The 14,509-nt window shown below is 66.4% G+C and carries 17 protein-coding genes and 1 tRNA gene; 6 read left to right on the top strand and 12 right to left on the bottom strand.

The features are described 5' to 3' along the window. Positions 1-31: 31 nt before the first annotated feature. The gene (locus D0901_RS05510) at positions 32-1,246 is read right to left on the bottom strand and encodes an aspartate aminotransferase family protein (protein ID WP_129139293.1); all 1,215 of its coding nucleotides are present in this window, start codon (positions 1,244-1,246) and stop codon (positions 32-34) included. A 221-nt stretch (positions 1,247-1,467) separates the two neighbouring features. On the opposite strand from D0901_RS05510, the gene D0901_RS05505 reads away from it, so the two are divergent. Both D0901_RS05505 and D0901_RS05500 read left to right on the top strand, forming a co-directional pair. Then, positions 1,468-2,262, top strand: a complete 795-nt coding sequence (locus D0901_RS05505) for an SDR family NAD(P)-dependent oxidoreductase (protein WP_129139292.1) — start codon at positions 1,468-1,470, stop codon at positions 2,260-2,262. 103 nt (positions 2,263-2,365) lie between these two features. Beyond that, the gene (locus D0901_RS05500) at positions 2,366-2,983 is read left to right on the top strand and encodes a class I SAM-dependent methyltransferase (protein ID WP_129139291.1); all 618 of its coding nucleotides are present in this window, start codon (positions 2,366-2,368) and stop codon (positions 2,981-2,983) included. Positions 2,984-3,001: 18 nt separating this feature from the next. On the opposite strand, the gene D0901_RS05495 is transcribed toward D0901_RS05500, so the two are convergent. The 5 genes from D0901_RS05495 to fabV all read right to left on the bottom strand — a co-directional run bounded on the left by D0901_RS05495 (position 3,002) and on the right by fabV (position 7,478). Next, a complete protein-coding gene (locus D0901_RS05495; protein ID WP_233440364.1) occupies positions 3,002-3,931 on the bottom strand; it encodes a GlxA family transcriptional regulator in 930 nt (309 codons plus the stop codon). Positions 3,932-3,965: 34 nt separating this feature from the next. Next, the gene (locus D0901_RS05490) at positions 3,966-4,523 is read right to left on the bottom strand and encodes an isochorismatase family protein (RefSeq protein ID WP_129139289.1); all 558 of its coding nucleotides are present in this window, start codon (positions 4,521-4,523) and stop codon (positions 3,966-3,968) included. A gap of 107 nt (positions 4,524-4,630) precedes the next feature. Further along, complete coding sequence (locus D0901_RS05485; RefSeq protein WP_203234800.1) at positions 4,631-5,596, bottom strand: GlxA family transcriptional regulator; 966 nt, start codon at positions 5,594-5,596, stop codon at positions 4,631-4,633. Further along, a complete protein-coding gene (locus tag D0901_RS05480; protein WP_129139288.1) occupies positions 5,583-6,260 on the bottom strand; it encodes a DUF2959 family protein in 678 nt (225 codons plus the stop codon). Before D0901_RS05480 ends, D0901_RS05485 begins: the two co-directional genes overlap by 14 nt. A 9-nt stretch (positions 6,261-6,269) precedes the next feature. Continuing rightward, positions 6,270-7,478, bottom strand: a complete 1,209-nt coding sequence (gene fabV, locus D0901_RS05475; RefSeq protein ID WP_129139287.1) for an enoyl-ACP reductase FabV — start codon at positions 7,476-7,478, stop codon at positions 6,270-6,272. 167 nt (positions 7,479-7,645) lie between these two features. Here fabV and D0901_RS05470 point away from each other — a divergent pair, with 167 nt between their 5' ends. Continuing rightward, the gene (locus tag D0901_RS05470) at positions 7,646-8,041 is read left to right on the top strand and encodes a DUF7079 family protein (protein ID WP_129139286.1); all 396 of its coding nucleotides are present in this window, start codon (positions 7,646-7,648) and stop codon (positions 8,039-8,041) included. Positions 8,042-8,045: 4 nt separating this feature from the next. On the opposite strand, the gene D0901_RS05465 is transcribed toward D0901_RS05470, so the two are convergent. Both D0901_RS05465 and D0901_RS05460 read right to left on the bottom strand, forming a co-directional pair. Then, positions 8,046-8,540 (bottom strand): glutathione peroxidase, encoded by a 495-nt coding sequence (locus D0901_RS05465; protein WP_129139285.1) that lies wholly within the window; start codon positions 8,538-8,540, stop codon positions 8,046-8,048. 136 nt (positions 8,541-8,676) lie between these two features. Next, positions 8,677-9,204: an NUDIX hydrolase gene (locus D0901_RS05460; protein WP_129139284.1), complete on the bottom strand. Its 528-nt coding sequence runs from the start codon at positions 9,202-9,204 to the stop codon at positions 8,677-8,679. Positions 9,205-9,360: 156 nt separating this feature from the next. On the opposite strand from D0901_RS05460, the gene D0901_RS05455 reads away from it, so the two are divergent. Then, entirely contained in the window at positions 9,361-11,007 is a 1,647-nt protein-coding gene (locus D0901_RS05455; RefSeq protein ID WP_129139283.1) for an acyl-CoA dehydrogenase family protein, read from the top strand. A 35-nt stretch (positions 11,008-11,042) separates the two neighbouring features. On the opposite strand, the gene D0901_RS05450 is transcribed toward D0901_RS05455, so the two are convergent. Both D0901_RS05450 and D0901_RS05445 read right to left on the bottom strand, forming a co-directional pair. Beyond that, entirely contained in the window at positions 11,043-11,657 is a 615-nt protein-coding gene (locus tag D0901_RS05450) for a LysE family translocator (RefSeq protein ID WP_129139282.1), read from the bottom strand. Positions 11,658-12,452: 795 nt separating this feature from the next. After that, positions 12,453-12,719: a hypothetical protein gene (locus D0901_RS05445; protein ID WP_129139281.1), complete on the bottom strand. Its 267-nt coding sequence runs from the start codon at positions 12,717-12,719 to the stop codon at positions 12,453-12,455. 449 nt (positions 12,720-13,168) lie between these two features. On the opposite strand from D0901_RS05445, the gene D0901_RS05440 reads away from it, so the two are divergent. Both D0901_RS05440 and D0901_RS05435 read left to right on the top strand, forming a co-directional pair. Next, a complete protein-coding gene (locus tag D0901_RS05440; RefSeq protein ID WP_203234799.1) occupies positions 13,169-13,537 on the top strand; it encodes a type II toxin-antitoxin system RelE/ParE family toxin in 369 nt (122 codons plus the stop codon). Next, positions 13,534-13,857, top strand: a complete 324-nt coding sequence (locus tag D0901_RS05435) for a helix-turn-helix domain-containing protein (protein ID WP_129139280.1) — start codon at positions 13,534-13,536, stop codon at positions 13,855-13,857. Before D0901_RS05440 ends, D0901_RS05435 begins: the two co-directional genes overlap by 4 nt. Here the strand turns inward: D0901_RS05435 and D0901_RS21425 are convergent. Together D0901_RS21425 and D0901_RS05420 are read right to left on the bottom strand one after the other, a co-directional pair. Further along, positions 13,847-14,002: a DUF2726 domain-containing protein gene (locus tag D0901_RS21425; RefSeq protein ID WP_129139279.1), complete on the bottom strand. Its 156-nt coding sequence runs from the start codon at positions 14,000-14,002 to the stop codon at positions 13,847-13,849. The two genes, D0901_RS05435 and D0901_RS21425, sit on opposite strands and share 11 nt — an antisense overlap. Before the next feature lie 335 nt (positions 14,003-14,337). Further along, positions 14,338-14,424, bottom strand: a tRNA-Leu gene (locus tag D0901_RS05420). Positions 14,425-14,509: the final 85 nt, after the last annotated feature.

The raw sequence follows: 14,509 nt of genomic DNA, 5'->3' as shown, positions 1-14,509 counted from the left end.
GCGTTTCCTCCCGTCGATGGCGAATGGCGGCTCATGCGGATTCGACGAAGCGCGCCAGGGCACGGTCGAGACGTGCCATGCCCTCGTCGATGTCGGCCTCGGGGATCACCAGCGACGGCGCCATGCGCAGCACGTTGGGTCCGGCGATCAGCGCCATCAGCCCTTCCTCGATCGCCAGCGGCAGGATGTCCTTGGCACGGCCCTCGTAGGCCGGGGCCATCGGCGCGCCGATCAGCAGCCCCATACCCCGGACCTCGCCGAACACGCCATACTTGGCGTTGAGCGCCTCGAGATGCTCGCGGAAACGCGCATGCCGGCGCTGCACGCCGTCGAGCACCTCGCGGGTATCGATGTGTTCGAGCGCGGCCAGCGCCACGGCGGAGGCCAGGGCGTTGCCCCCGTAGGTGGAACCGTGGGTGCCCGGCGTGAAGACCTTGGCGATGCGCTCGGTGGTGAGCATGGCGCCGATCGGGAAGCCGCCGCCCAGCGACTTGGCGCTGGTCAGGATGTCCGGGGTCACGTCATAGCGCATGTAGGCGAACAGCGTACCCGGGCGGCCCATGCCCGACTGGACCTCGTCGAAGATCAGCAGCGCCTGGTGTTCGTCGCACAGCGCGCGCAGCCCCTCGAGGAAGTCCTGGGTGGCCGGCACGATGCCGCCCTCGCCCTGCATCGGCTCGACGATCACCGCACAGGTGTCGGCGTCGATCAGCTCGCGCACGCTGTCGAGGTCGTTGAACTCGCCGTGGACGATGCCGCCGGGCACCGGGCCGAAGCCCTGCGAGTACTTGGGCTGGCCGCCGACGCTGACGGTGAAGAAGGTGCGGCCGTGGAACGACTGGCGGAACGAGACGATCTTGTGCTTGCGCTCGCCGTGGGTGTCGTGCGCCCAGCGCCGCGCCAGCTTGAGCGCAGCTTCGTTGGCCTCGCCACCCGAGGAGCACAGATAGGCCTTGTCGGCAAAGGTGCGCTCGGTCAGCGCCCTGGCCAGCTTGAGGGCCGGCTCGTTGGTGTAGACGTTGGACAGGTGCCAGAGCTTGTCGGCCTGCGCCTTGAGCGCGCCCACCAGCACCGGATGGCAGTGACCCAGCGAGTTGACGGCGATGCCGCCGGCGAAATCGATGTACTCGCGCCCCTGCTGATCCCACAGGCGGCTACCCTCGCCACGCACGGGGATCACCCGCTGCGGGGCGTAATTGGGCACCATGTAGCGATCGAAGTCGTCGCGGGTCGGGGTGTAATCCATGTCGGTCTCCATCCGAAGGGCATGTGCAGTCCTTCGAGTATAAGGAGCGCGGCAACCCACGGCTTACAGGGATGGGACGACGAATTATGAAAAGCGGCGACTACCGACGACGCCAGCGGCGGCGCGGGCCTTGAAGAATTCGATATTCGCCCCATGCTGTTGGCAGGCCAGCAATCCTGCGGGCGCCCGCTCGCGGCCCGCTTTCGACAAGGAGACCGTCAATGCGTATCGATCTTACCGGCAAGAACGCCATCATCACCGGCTCCACCGCCGGCATCGGCTTCGCCATCGCCCAGGGACTCGCCGAATCCGGCGCCGAGGTCACCGTCACCGGTCGTACCCAGGACCGCGTCGACGCGGCGATCGGTGCGATCGAGCAAGCCGTGCCCAACGCCGCCGTCTCAGGTGTAGCTGCCGACCTGGGTACCGCCGAGGGCTGCCAGGCGCTGATCGACGCCCGCCCGGAGACCGACATCCTGATCAACAACGTGGGTATCTTCGGCCCGCAGGACTTCTTCGAGGTCGACGACGCCACCTGGCAGCAGTTCTTCGACGTCAACGTGATGAGCGCGGTGCGCCTGTCGCGCCATTACGCGCAAGGCATGAAACAGCGCGACTGGGGGCGCGTCCAGTTCATCTCCAGCGAGTCGGCGCTCAACATCCCCAGCGAGATGGTCCACTACGGCATGACCAAGACCGCCGTGCAGTCGATCTCGCGCGGGCTGGCCAAGGTACTCAGCGGCACCAATGTCACCGTCAACGCCATTCTGCCGGGGCCGACCCGCTCAGAGGGCGTGCTCAACATGATCAAGCAGGCCGCCGAGGAACAGGGCGTCTCCCCGGAAGAGATGGAAGCCCGCTTCGTTCGGGAAAACCGTCCGTCGTCGATCATCCAGCGCCTGGCCACCCCCGAGGAGGTCGCCCACATGAGCGTCTATGCGGCCTCCCAGCAAGCCAGCGCCACCACCGGGGCGGCACTGCGTGTCGAGGGCGGCATCGTCGACACCATGGCCTGACGCCGCCGGGCGCACGGCAATATCCAGGGCGGCGATGTCTTCTCAAGGTCACGGTAGCGGCGCATGATACGACCGATACCCCGCGCGCCTCGGAGACCGCCGCATGCTCGACCCCACTGTCTGGAACCGCTGGCGCTACGCGTGTTACGCCCCGGTCTACGACTGGGTCGCCGACCGGGCCTTCCGCGAGGCCCGCGAGCGGGCCCTCCAGGCGGTGGACTGGGCCGGCGGTCAGCGCGTGCTGATCGTGGGCTGCGGCACCGGACTCGACCTCCCCTATCTGCCCCGCGGCATCGAACTGCACGGCTGCGATCTGACCCCGGCGATGGTCCGGCGCTTTCGCGGCCGGGCCGATACCCTGGGCTTCGACGCCCAGGCGCGGGTGATGGATGCGGCGGCACTGGACTATCCCGACGGGCATTTCGACGTGGTGGTGATGCACCTGATCCTGGCGGTGATGCCCGACCCTGTCCGCGGGCTCGCCGAGGCACACCGGGTGCTCGCCCCTGACGGGCAGTTGTGCGTGATGGACAAGTTCCAGGCCGACGACCGGCCCGCCGGACTCGGCAGGCGCGCGCTCAACCTGATCACCCGCGCCATCGCCACCGACATCACCCGCCAGGCCGGGCCGCTGCTCGCCGCGGCGGGCTTCGTCGTCGAACGCGACGAGCCGGTGATGATGGGCTCGCTGTTCCGCGCCCTGCTGGCACGCAAGGCGTGATGCGCCGAGCAGCGCGTCTCAGCCACTTTCCACCCGGCGACGCCAGGCACTCGGCGAGTCGGTCGAGAAACGCCGCCAGGCACGGCGTAGCTGACGATCCTCGCCGAGCCCGACCGCTTCGGCGATTCGAGACAGCGACCAGTCGGTCTCGACCATCAGTTGGCGTGCAAACTGCAGTCTCACGCGGGTGAGATAATCCCCCGGCGTCATGCCGGTCAATGACGTAAAGCGTCGACGCAGATGGCGCTCGCTCATCGCAGCCTCGGCGGCCATCTCCGCGAGCTTCCAGGAGCGAGCAGGCCTTGCAGCCAGGGTATCCTGCAAGCGGTGGACGCGGACATCGACATGATTGCGCCCTTCCAGCCAGATACCCAGTTGCGGCTCGCGGCCACTGCGACGCAGGTAGAGCACCATGTCCCGAGCTACTGCCAGCGTCAGGTCGTGGCCTTTCTCGCGCATCAGCCAATGCAGCATGGTATCGATGCCCGTGGAAATACCGGCACTGGTCAGAAAGGGGCCGTCCTCGGCGAAGATGCAGTCGCCCTGCACGCGGGCAAGCGGGGCCAGTTCGCGCAAGCGCTCCAGCAGGGTATGGTGCGTGGTGCAGCGCCTTCCTTCCAACAGCCCCGCCGCCGCCAGCAGCAAAGTGCCTGAACAGACGCTCATGATGCAGCCAACCCGATCGGCTCGTTCGCCCAACCAGTCGGCGCAGCGCTGCTGCACGACGGGATCCGTAGCATCGCGATATTGGCCGGGAACCAGCAGCAGGTCATAGCCGTCGAGGCTTTCGGGCAGCGGGGCGATCCCCGACAGAGTCAGGGGGCCCAACCACGCCAGACACTCGACCGGCCCGAAGTAATCGACCGCGATCCCGGCGTCGAGACGCACAGCACTGCAAAGCACCTGCAGGGGCCCGACCAGATCCAGCGGCACCTGGCCAGGCAGCATCAATACACCGACCCGGGTTTGGGCCGCTCGCGACTCAGGCCGCATGGCCTCGCCATTCGTCGAGCAAGGTTGCGGTTCCGACGATTCGCGCGAAGCGTTCGGCCAGGACGAGTTCGGTGCGCGCCTGGATCTCTTCGGCCGTGTAAGTCCGCCCCGCCCGAGTCATGGGAAAGGTCAGTGTCGCATCGCCGACGAAGTCGACATCGAAGCCCAGGTCGGATGCGACACGCGCCGTGGTTTCGCAACACTGCTCGGTGCGGATGCCGCTGATGACCAGACGACGGATATCCCGGGTCATCAGCCAACGTGCCAGCCCGGTATCGGTAAAGGCATTGTGAGCGGTCTTGTGAAAAACGGCAGCCGCCGCGTCCTCGAACCCCGCCAGCGGACGAACCAGGCCATTGTCGGGATCGAAGGGGCCTCGACTGCCCGGTGCCTGGTGCAGAATGCGAATCACGGGAATGCCGGCCGAGCGTGCGCCGTCCAGCAGGGCTCGCTGCCTGCCCCGCCAAGTCCTCGTGAGATTGTCATCCCAGTATTCTCGGGCCGGAAAGGATGCCTGTACATCGATGAGCAGGAGCGCAGTTTTCATGATGATGTCTTCACGATCAGGGATGAACCGTCAGCGTAAGCCCTGGCATGCCATCCACCCAGTCCCCTCATGGCCCGATGGCGGACATTATCGGCCAAACATCGACATCAGCTCATGCGCTCCTCGCGCGGGGTCATGCCGAAGTGGTTGCGATAGGCGGTGGAGAAGTGGGCGCCGGACGAGAAACCGGTCTGCAGGGCGATGTCGCCCACCGCCTGGTCGGTCTCGCGCAGCAGCTTGCGGGCCCGCTGCAGGCGCAGGTCGAGGTAGTAGCGGCTGGGGACCGCCTGCAGATATTTCTTGAACAGCCGCTCCAGCTGACGCCGCGAGATCCCCAGATGCTCGGCGAGTTCGTGGGTGGTCAGCGGCTCCTCGATGTTGGTCTCCATCAGCGCCAGCGCATCGATCAGGCTCTGCGGGGCGTGGCCGAGCCGGGAGCGCAGCGGCACGTGCTGCGGCTCGTCGCCCATGCGGATTCGCTCGCAGACGAAATGCTCGGAGACCCGCTCGGCGAGACGCTGGCCGTGGTGCTGGGCGATCAGCGTCATCATCATGTCCATCGCCGCGGTCCCGCCGCCACAGGACAGACGGTCGCGATCGATCTCGAACAAGTGATGGCTGACCCGCACCGCCGGATGCGCACGCGCGAAGGCCTCGGCGCTCTGCCAGGGCAGCGTGGCCCGGTAGCCGTCGAGCACGCCCGCGCGCGCCAGCACCTCGGTGCCCCCGGCAATGCCACCGAGTGCCACGCCGCGCCCCGCCAGCCGCGACAGCCAGGCTTCCAGCGCGGGGGCCTCGCCCGGCGACTGGCTGGGGGCACAGACGAACAGCATGTCCAGCGAGCCCGCGTCACTGCCGGCCACGCTCTGCGGCGACAGCGACAGCTCGGCGGCGCTTGTCACCGCGCGGCCGTCGAGGCCGAAGGTGATCGAGGTGTAGAGCCGCTCGCCGGCCAGCCGATTGGCGACGTGCAAGGGCTCCAGGGCACAGGCCTGGGCAAGCAGCGAGAACCCCGGCAGCAGCACGAAACCGATCTGCCGGGGCGTGGCGGGGTGACGACTATCGGCGGGCATCGACGCTATCGAGATCGGCGATGAAAGCGTCGGAGCGCGCGATGGCCGCGCGCATGCGCCGGCGCAGATCGGCGACGCGGGTTTCCAGGCGGTCGACCTCACCCTGCAGGGCGTCGATCGCCCGGGCGTTGAGGTTGTGCTTGAGCAGCAGCACGTTGTCGTGCAGCGTCGCCAGCACCGGCTGCATGCTCTCGGCGGCGTCATGCATCGCGCCGATCATCTGCGCGTAGTGCGCGCGGGTCGCCTCGAGCCGGCGCGCCGAGCGCTGGCGGTAGTCGTCCCGCTGGTAGAGATCGAGCTCGTCGTGCCACTCGTCGAACAGCGCCTCGGCGACGCTCTCGATGTCGTCGATGCGGGCGTCGACCCGGTCGGCGGCCTCGGCACTCGCCCGGTATTCGGCATCGAGCCGGGCATAGCTGCGCGACAGCTCGCTGTCGGGGACACGCACCACCTCGCGAAACGTCTCGAGCGCCGAGTCGAAACGCTCGGCGGCCGCGTGCTGGGCGTTGCGGGCATCATCGACCCGCTCGGCCAGCAGCTCGCGCTTGTCGACACCCATGTTCTCGAGGGTGTCGTAATACAGGCTCGAGCAGCCGGCGAGCAGGGCCAGCAAGCCGCCGGCCAGCCACCCCCGAGCCGGCCGCCGTGTGCGGCACCGGAACATCGCGGCGCCTCAGAGCTGGATGACGTCGAACGCGACGACCGGGTCGACCTCGGCGTCGTAATCGACGTCATCGCGGCCGAAGCCGAACAGCTTGAGGAACTCGTGCTTGTAGCCGGCGTAGTCGGTGACCTCGAACAGGTTCTCGGTGGTCACGGTCGGCCACAGGTCCTTGCAGGCCTGCTGGACGTCGTCGCGCAACTCCCAGTCGTCGAGACGCAGACGCCCGGCGTCGTCGGTCTCGGGCGCCTCGCCCGCGTAGAGCCGATCGCGGAACAGCCGGTTGAGCTGATCGATGGTGCCCTCGTGCAGGCCCTGCTCCTTCATCACCTTGTAGACCATGGCGATGTACAGCGGCATCACCGGGATCGCCGCACTGGCCTGGGTGACCACCGACTTGAGCACCGCGACATTGGCGCTGCCGCCCTTCTCGGCCAGGCGCGCGTCGATCTCGCCGGCGGCGCGGTCGAGATCCTCCTTGGCCTTGCCCAGCGCCCCGTGCCAGTAGATCGGCCAGGTGATCTCGGTACCGATGTAGCTGAAGGCCACGCTGCGCGCGCCGTCGGCCAGCACACCCGCCTCGTCGAGGGCGTCGATCCACAGTTCCCAGTCCTCGCCCCCCATCACCTGGATGGTGTCGTCGATCTCCTGCTGGGTCGCCGGTTCGACCTCGGCCTCGATGATCGCGTCCTTGTTGGTGTCGATGGCGGTGGCACGGTAGGTCTCGCCGATCGGCTTGAGCGCGGAACGCTTGATGTCGCCGCTGTCGGGCAGCTTGCGCACCGGCGAGGCCAGCGAGTAGATCACCAGGTCGACCTCGCCGAGGTCCTGCTTGATCGTCTCGATCGCCTGTTGGCGGGTTTCGTGGGCGAAGGCATCACCGTTGATCGCCTTGCTGTAGAGCCCTTCCTCCTTGGCGTAGCGATCGAAGGCCGCGGCGTTGTACCAGCCGGCGGTGCCCGGTTTCTTCTCGGTCCCCGGCTTCTCGAAGAACACCCCCAGGGTGCTCGCGCCATAACCGAAGGCGGCGGTGATCCGCGCGGCCAGGCCGTAACCGCTGGAGGCGCCGATCACCAGCACCTTCTTCGGCCCACTGTCGCCAGCATCGCGCTCGCCGATCGCCTGGCGGGTCGCATTGATCTGCTCGAGCACGTTCATCGCGCAGCCGGTGGGATGGGTGGTGGTGCAGATGAAACCGCGAACCTTGGGTTTGATGATCACGTCAGACCTCGACTTTCCTGAGACTTTCCTTGCCTTGGGCGCCACGCGCTACGAGCGGGGCGACTGATGCGGCTATTCTAGCGGTTAGATGCGGGACTGTCCGCTCTGCGCCGAACGGGAGGCTGTGCGACAATCGCCGACACCCCGCCGAGCCGAGGAGAGTGACTGTGAAGGACGCCCAGACCCTGGTCGACGAACGCGGCGATCTGTGGCTCGCCCTGGCGCCGTTGTGGCTGGAACGCGAGCCCCGCGAGACCGACTACGCCCGCATGGTCGCGGTGATCGAGCGCCACGAACTGAGTCTCGAGCAACTGGAATGGGTCTTTCGCCTGGAACTGGCCCCGGTGCTGACCCGCTACCAGATGTCGGTGGCCGACAACTGGCGGGATTTCAACGATTACCGGCTGATGCGTCAGCTGGTCGCCCACAACCGCCGCCTCCGTGGCTGGCGCAAGGGATTCTGGACGCTGTTCTCGGGGCTGACGACGATGGTCACCCGGCCGCGCTGGAACACCCTGATGACACGCCTGATGGTAGCCCGCGGCGAGACGCCGCCGCGCTGACGGCTCAGGCCGAGAAAGGCGTGTCCAGGGCCTTTTCGAGCTCCGGGACGATGCGCGCCGTTCGCGTGCGCGGCGAGAAGCGGCGGATCACCTGACCGTCGCGTCCCACCAGGAACTTGGTGAAGTTCCACTTGATCGGGGTGCTGCCCAGCACGCCGGGCGCCTGGCGGCGCAGCAGCACGAACAGTGGATGGGCATCGCTACCGTTGACGCGCACCTTCTCCATGACCGGAAAGGTCACCCCGTACTCGCGCTCGCAGAAATCCCCGAACAGGCGCGCCGACTCCGGCGACTGGCGGGCGAACTGATTGCAGGGAAAGGCCAGTATCGTGAACCCCCTGTCGCGATAACGGCGATAGAGCCGTTCGAGTTCGGCCAGTTGGGGGGTGTAGCCACAGCGACTGGCGACGTTGACCATCAGCAGCACCTGACCGCGCAGGGCGCGCAGGTTGAAGGGCTCGCCGCTCTGGGTCCGACAATCTTGCGTGTAGATCTGCATAGCCCGCCATTCGCTTCGCTGAACGGAGAAGATGCCATGTCTGGCCATGGCCTGCCAGCAATGCGCGGCTCACGATCCGTCGAGGCCATCTTCAAGGATAGTTGCCCCGGCCATCGCCGTCCCGCCGTGCCGGCTTTCACAGAAAACCGCGCTGGCGCAGCAGTTCCAGCGCCCGGCGGCTGTCGGGGGTGGAGGTTTCCAGGGCCAGGGCCGCATCGGGGGCCAGCCACTCGGCACCGGCCACTTCCTCGGCCTGCAGCCGCAGCGGCCCATCGTAGTCGGTCAGGAAGACACTGCCATGAACCCGGTTGGCGGCGTCCCGAAAGACGAAATCCAGGCACCAGCGCAGCCGGGCCCCCTCGACGCCCAGTTCCTCGGCCAGTTCGCGCCGCGCCGAGACGTGGACCGCCTCGCCGGCGCCCACCACCCCGCCGGCAGCCAGGTCGTGATAGCCGGGGTAGACCTCCTTGGTCGGCGTGCGCTGCTGGACACAGAGCGCCCCGCGGGAATCGCGCACGAACACGTAGGTGGCGCGATGCCAGCATGAAAGCCGGCGCATCGTCCGCCGCGGGGCGCTTCCGCAGGGGCGGTTGCGGGCATCGACGAGCTGGACCCGCTCGGCCTTGACGTTGGCCAGGTCGATGGAGGGCGCTGCTTGCGGCATGCTGGCCTCGCGGTCGCGGTGAAACGCCCAGCATGCCAGAGGCGCCGCGACCCTCCCAGTCCCGGCGAGCCCCCGACGGCGAGATTGACCCCCGTCCGCGCGCGGCCCATGCTCGATGCAAAGGCCTTCCCTTGCTCGACTGCGGAGCCCTCTGCCATGTCCGATCGCGCCCCTCGCCGCCAGCTCGCCACCCACCGGGTAGACAACCAGCCCGCCCCGCCCGGCGATCGTGACCTGCTCGCCCTCGACCAGCCGCTGCGGGAAGCGCTGGCCCGCGAAGCGCCGGACTGGGTGGCACGGCGTCTGGCCCCGCTGGGCGCGGCGGTGGGCAGCCGCCAGGTCCAGGCGCTGGGCGAGACGGCCAACCGCCACCCGCCGGAACTCAAGCTGTTCGACCGTCACGGCCGTCGTCTCGACGAGGTGGCCTACCACCCCGCCTACCACCAGCTGATGCATCTGGCCTTCGACAACGGTTGGCACGCCGTGGCCTGGGAGGAAGAACACCACGGCGGCCAGCAGGCACACACCGCCGGCCTCTATCTGCTGACCCAGGCCGAACCCGGCTTCTGTTGCCCGGTGACCATGACCCATGCGGCCGTCCCGGCGCTGCGCCGCGAGCCGCGTATCTACGACGAATGGCACGCCCGGCTGATGGCCTGGGACTACGACGAACGCGCCGTCCCCGCCTGGGAGAAACCCGCCGTGACGCTGGGCATGGCGATGACCGAGAAACAGGGCGGCAGCGACGTCCGCGCCAATTCGACGCGTGCCGAAAACGACGGCGACGGCTATCGCCTGACCGGCCACAAGTGGTTCTGCAGTGCACCGATGTCGGATGCCTTCCTCACCCTGGCCCAGACCGACGAGGGGCTGGGCTGCTTTCTGGTGCCGCGCTTCACCCCCGACGGCGAGCGCAACGCCATCGAGATCCAGCGTCTCAAGGACAAATGCGGCAACCGCGCCAACGCCTCGGCCGAGATCGAATACCGCGGCGCCTGGGCCGAGCCGATCGGCGAGCCCGACCGCGGCGTGGCGACGATCCTCGGCATGGTTCAGCAGACCCGGCTCGATGCCGCCACCGCCCCCGCCGGCATGATGCGCCAGGCACTGCTCGAGGCCTGGAGCCACGTCCGCCAGCGCCACGCCTTCGACAAGCCGCTCGGCGAGCAACCGCTGATGCGGCGCGTGATCGCCGACCTGGCGCTCGAGACCGAAGCCAGCCTGGCGCTGGTGATGCGCGCCGCACGCGCCTTCGACGCCGCCACCGACGAACGCGAGCAGTTGCTCGCCCGCCTGGTGCCGGCGCTCGGCAAGTACTGGCACAACAAGCGCGGCCCCGGTTTCATGGCCGAGGCCATGGAGTGCCTCGGCGGCATCGGCTATGTCGAGGAGTCGCCGCTGGCGCGGCTGTATCGCGAAGCGCCGGTCAACTCGATCTGGGAAGGCTCCGGCAATGTGATCTGCCTGGATGTGCTGCGGGCGATGGGTCGCCATCCGGAATGCGTCGACGTGCTACGCGAGGAATACGCGGCCGCTCGCGGCGTGTCGAGCGACTACGATCGTGCCGTCGACCAGCTCGAGCGGGCGCTGGGCGAGCCCCAGGACGCGCTCGAGGCCAACGCCCGCTGGCTGACCCAGCGCATGGCCCAGTGCCTGCAGGCCTCGTTGCTGCTGCGACACGCCCCCAACGCGATCGCCGAGACCTTCTGCCGCAGCCGGCTGGGCGACGGTGTGAGCCCGGTCTACGGCGTGCTGCCGCTGGACGCTCCGCTCGACGCCATCCTTGCCCGTATCGAGCCCTGAGCCCAGAGCACGGCGAACTCAGCACGCTCGCGGGCTCAATGAAAGCCAATCGCCACTCGCAGCGCCAGGGCCAGCAACAGGCAGCCGGTGATACGATTGATCCAGTGCGCCCGTGCCTGCAACCAGGGCAGCACGGCGGAATGTGACAGCGCCACCGCCACCAGCACGTACCACACGCCGTCGATCAGCGTCGCCGTGGCCACGATCAGCGCCTTGGCGCCCCAGCCCATGTCGTCGCTCACGAACTGGCTGAGCAGCGCGACGAAGAACAGGATCAGCTTGGGATTGCCCAGTGCCACCAGCACACCGTCGCGGGCCGCCTGGGCGGGGTCGGTGGCCACGCCGCGCGCCTCCAGCGCACCGCCGCGCCCGGCCTGCAGCGCCTTGATGCCCAGCCAGGCCAGATAGGCCGCCCCCACCCAACTGATCAACCGGAACAACGTCGGCTGGTGGGCGATCACCGCGCCCAACCCCCAGACGGTGAGCAGGGCGTAGAGCCCCACCCCCAGCGCATGGCTGACCCCGGCGACCACCCCGGGCGCGCGGCCACCCCCCAGGGTGTGGCGCAGGACCATCGCCAGGCTCGGTCCCGGCGACATGGCCCCCATCGCGCAAACTGCGGCCAGCGAAAGCCAAAGCGTGAGGGGCATGATTCTCTCCTTGTAGGGGGCGATGGGGCGAGGCCGGCTACCGCCGGCTCGAGAAGGCCTCGTTGTCGTAGAAACGATGATAAGCCTCACCACCCGCTGAGTCAGCAGAGCGGGATTGGACCAAAGGCGAGTTTTCGGTGTGGATCGTGCGATGACCGGCGAAGGCGGCAGAGTACGAACCCAGCCCCCGATCGGGCAAGGTCGGGAAACCAGGCGCCATACGTAAAAAAACCGGCGCTGGAAGCGCCGGTCAAACAGGGATGCTGGGATGCAGCGAGAGCCATTCTACGCCTCGCAGCCAGCGGCAATCCGGCGAACTGATGACATTTATTCGAGTTTATTCATGTAGAACGCCGTTCGAGATGCTTCCGAGCATTTACCCGTAAAAACAAGGCAATAGCTATGCCTCAGGGCGAGGGGTATCGCTCGGAAGACCCGGGTTCAAGAGGACAGACCGCCCGCCATTGGGCAGCCACACTTGCCGGCACCAGCGGGAGAGACATTGCTGTCATTCGGGAGGCCCCAACGACAAAGCGCCCCATCCGGCAGGATGGGGCGCTCGAGGCACTAACATGTCGGTCTTGCGGGCTCCCTGGCGAATCACGACATCCTGTCGAAAGCTGCCTTCCTTGCCCACCGTGGGCCGTCCTGGCCCGAGCCTCCTTGCCTGCGCGATCACTCCCTGATCGGCGAGGTCACAGTTAACTTAGTACAGTTTTTTATCAAATTAAAGCTATTACATAACTTATGATTAATTAACGTGACCTATCATTGCCCGAGACACCCTCCTGGGCCTCAAGCCGCCCGCGTCTGCCGCCGCGCCCCCGAGCGGGGCAGCAGCGCTTCGACCCGGGCCAGTTCGTCGTCGGTACGCGCCCCGACGAACGCCGCCAGCGTGGCCGCCGCCTCCCGACGGATGCGATCGTGAATATAGTCGTCGTAGGTGGTGATGAAAGCCCGGCAATGGCGGCAGTGCAAGACATCCGCGGGGCCGGGGTCGCCCTTCCAGAAATTGCTGCCCTGGCATGCAGGGCAATCGACACGTCTCGAACGGTTCAACATGAAAAGTGGCCTCCTGCCTGGGTGTGGCGGGCACATCCTGACAAGGCGAGGTGACAGCTTGATGAACAGTCTTGCGGATTTTGCGGAGAGGTACGACCGGGGCGCCCGATCACGCCATTACACGACGCACCGATGGCCGACTGTCGGACCTATTCTGTCGCTTTCTGCGACCCAATGCCGAAGAAGGAAGGGTAAAAACACCAACAGCCGCCCGTAAGCGACTGTTTTCCAAGTGGTGCCGGCGGTCGGACTCGAACCGACACACTGTCTCCAGCGGCGGATTTTGCAGGGTATCCGAACCAGCCTTTGCCAATCTATACTTTGAAAAATCAGCGACTTATAGCGTTTAACTTCGCCTTCAAGCGCCTTTGTCGGGCTTGGGCGTGGACACAATATGGCCACGTCCCCCCTGCATTGCCTTTATACCTCTTTAGGTATAAAATACCACCATGGATTTGGAGGACGCCATCAAACCGCTCTACTGGGTCGCCAGCAGCAAGAAAGATCTGCTGACCATGCCTGAAGACGTTCAGGATGTCTTCGGCTACGCGCTCCACCAGGCGCAAATCGGCAAAAAGCACAGCCAGACCAAGCCCCTCAAGGGTTTCGGTTCTGCTGGCGTCCTCGAAGTAGTCGAAGACTATCAGGGCGACACCTATCGCGCCGTTTACACGGTTAAGTTCCAGGGTGCCGTCTACGTCCTTCACTGCTTTCAGAAGAAGTCCAGCAGCGGGATAGCCACTCCCAAGCCTGACCTGGACAAGATCCGCGATCGGCTCAAGGCCGTCGAACAGCACCTGAGAGGTTCCTCGTCATGATCGATATCGAACAAGGCAGCACCAACGTCTATGCCGACCTCGGTCGCAATGACGCCGACGAGATGCTGATCAAGGCCCAATTGGCCACCAAGATCGCCGAGATCATCAAGCGTCGTCGTCTTACCCAGGCCAAGGCCGCCGAGATCGTCGGCATCCCCCAGCCCAAGCTTTCCGGCCTGCTGCGTGGTCAATTCCGCGGTATCAGCGAAGCCAAGATGCTCGACTGCCTCGCTCGTCTGGGCCGCGAGGTTCGTATCGTCGTTGGCCCCTCGCGACCTCGCTCCAAGCCCGGTCACGTCGAGGTCGAGTTCACCGGATGATCTCGATGCGCTTCTCGGCGTAATTGATCTTCATCCGCTCTAGACGAACGCCTGCCACCTCGCAGGCTTGGTTCAAGATGCAATCTCGCTTCATACGATCGGGCCTTTCATGACTCGGGGCATCGAGTTCCAACGCGCACTTCACTTTGAAATCGTTGGCGGTCTAACTCAGGCCGCAAAAGGTGTGGGTTCGTGGACCGCTTACGATGGTTCCCGGTGCCAAAGTTGCCGCGAGGCTGTGCCGAATACAGCGCGAGCTTACACATGATGAACGGCGGTGACGTGCTCACGCTGCAAAAGATACTGGGGCATCAGACCCATTACGATGACCATGCGCTACGCGCACCTGTCCCCCGACCATCTCGCGGACGCGATCAAGTACGCACCGAGGATCGGAAAGTGCCGTGGACACTTTGTGGACACTGAGGGGTAAGGTCGAATAATCAAGCCAAGGAAGGAACCGCTAAGTGCTTGATTTCGTGGTGCCGGCGGTCGGACTCGAACCGACACACTGTCTCCAGCGGCGGATTTTGAATCCGCTGCGTCTACCAATTCCGCCACGCCGGCAGCGGGATCGCATTATACGGGGCTTCGTCAGCGCGTCAATGGCGCTCCTGACTTCGAGGCCCGCCTCGGCTATCATGGGCGCCCT

This window comes from Modicisalibacter coralii, assembly GCF_004117855.1.
In the GTDB taxonomy this organism is placed as follows: domain Bacteria; phylum Pseudomonadota; class Gammaproteobacteria; order Pseudomonadales; family Halomonadaceae; genus Modicisalibacter; species Modicisalibacter coralii.
The sequence above is the reverse complement of the archived record's forward strand: the minus strand, read 5'-3'. Positions and strand labels throughout refer to the sequence as shown.

Bases quoted from the DNA above. Each gene is read 5' to 3' on its own strand.
- D0901_RS05510 (WP_129139293.1), bottom strand. From the start codon at position 1,246: ATGGATTACACCCCGACCCGCGACGACTTCGATCGCTACATGGTGCCC.
- D0901_RS05505 (WP_129139292.1), top strand. From the start codon at position 1,468: ATGCGTATCGATCTTACCGGCAAGAACGCCATCATCACCGGCTCCACC.
- D0901_RS05500 (WP_129139291.1), top strand. From the start codon at position 2,366: ATGCTCGACCCCACTGTCTGGAACCGCTGGCGCTACGCGTGTTACGCC.
- D0901_RS05495 (WP_233440364.1), bottom strand. From the start codon at position 3,931: ATGCTGCCTGGCCAGGTGCCGCTGGATCTGGTCGGGCCCCTGCAGGTG.
- D0901_RS05490 (WP_129139289.1), bottom strand. From the start codon at position 4,523: ATGAAAACTGCGCTCCTGCTCATCGATGTACAGGCATCCTTTCCGGCC.
- D0901_RS05485 (WP_203234800.1), bottom strand. From the start codon at position 5,596: ATGCCCGCCGATAGTCGTCACCCCGCCACGCCCCGGCAGATCGGTTTC.
- D0901_RS05480 (WP_129139288.1), bottom strand. From the start codon at position 6,260: ATGTTCCGGTGCCGCACACGGCGGCCGGCTCGGGGGTGGCTGGCCGGC.
- D0901_RS05465 (WP_129139285.1), bottom strand. From the start codon at position 8,540: ATGCAGATCTACACGCAAGATTGTCGGACCCAGAGCGGCGAGCCCTTC.
- D0901_RS05460 (WP_129139284.1), bottom strand. From the start codon at position 9,204: ATGCCGCAAGCAGCGCCCTCCATCGACCTGGCCAACGTCAAGGCCGAG.
- D0901_RS05455 (WP_129139283.1), top strand. From the start codon at position 9,361: ATGTCCGATCGCGCCCCTCGCCGCCAGCTCGCCACCCACCGGGTAGAC.
- D0901_RS05450 (WP_129139282.1), bottom strand. From the start codon at position 11,657: ATGCCCCTCACGCTTTGGCTTTCGCTGGCCGCAGTTTGCGCGATGGGG.
- D0901_RS05445 (WP_129139281.1), bottom strand. From the start codon at position 12,719: ATGTTGAACCGTTCGAGACGTGTCGATTGCCCTGCATGCCAGGGCAGC.
- D0901_RS05440 (WP_203234799.1), top strand. From the start codon at position 13,169: ATGGATTTGGAGGACGCCATCAAACCGCTCTACTGGGTCGCCAGCAGC.
- D0901_RS05435 (WP_129139280.1), top strand. From the start codon at position 13,534: ATGATCGATATCGAACAAGGCAGCACCAACGTCTATGCCGACCTCGGT.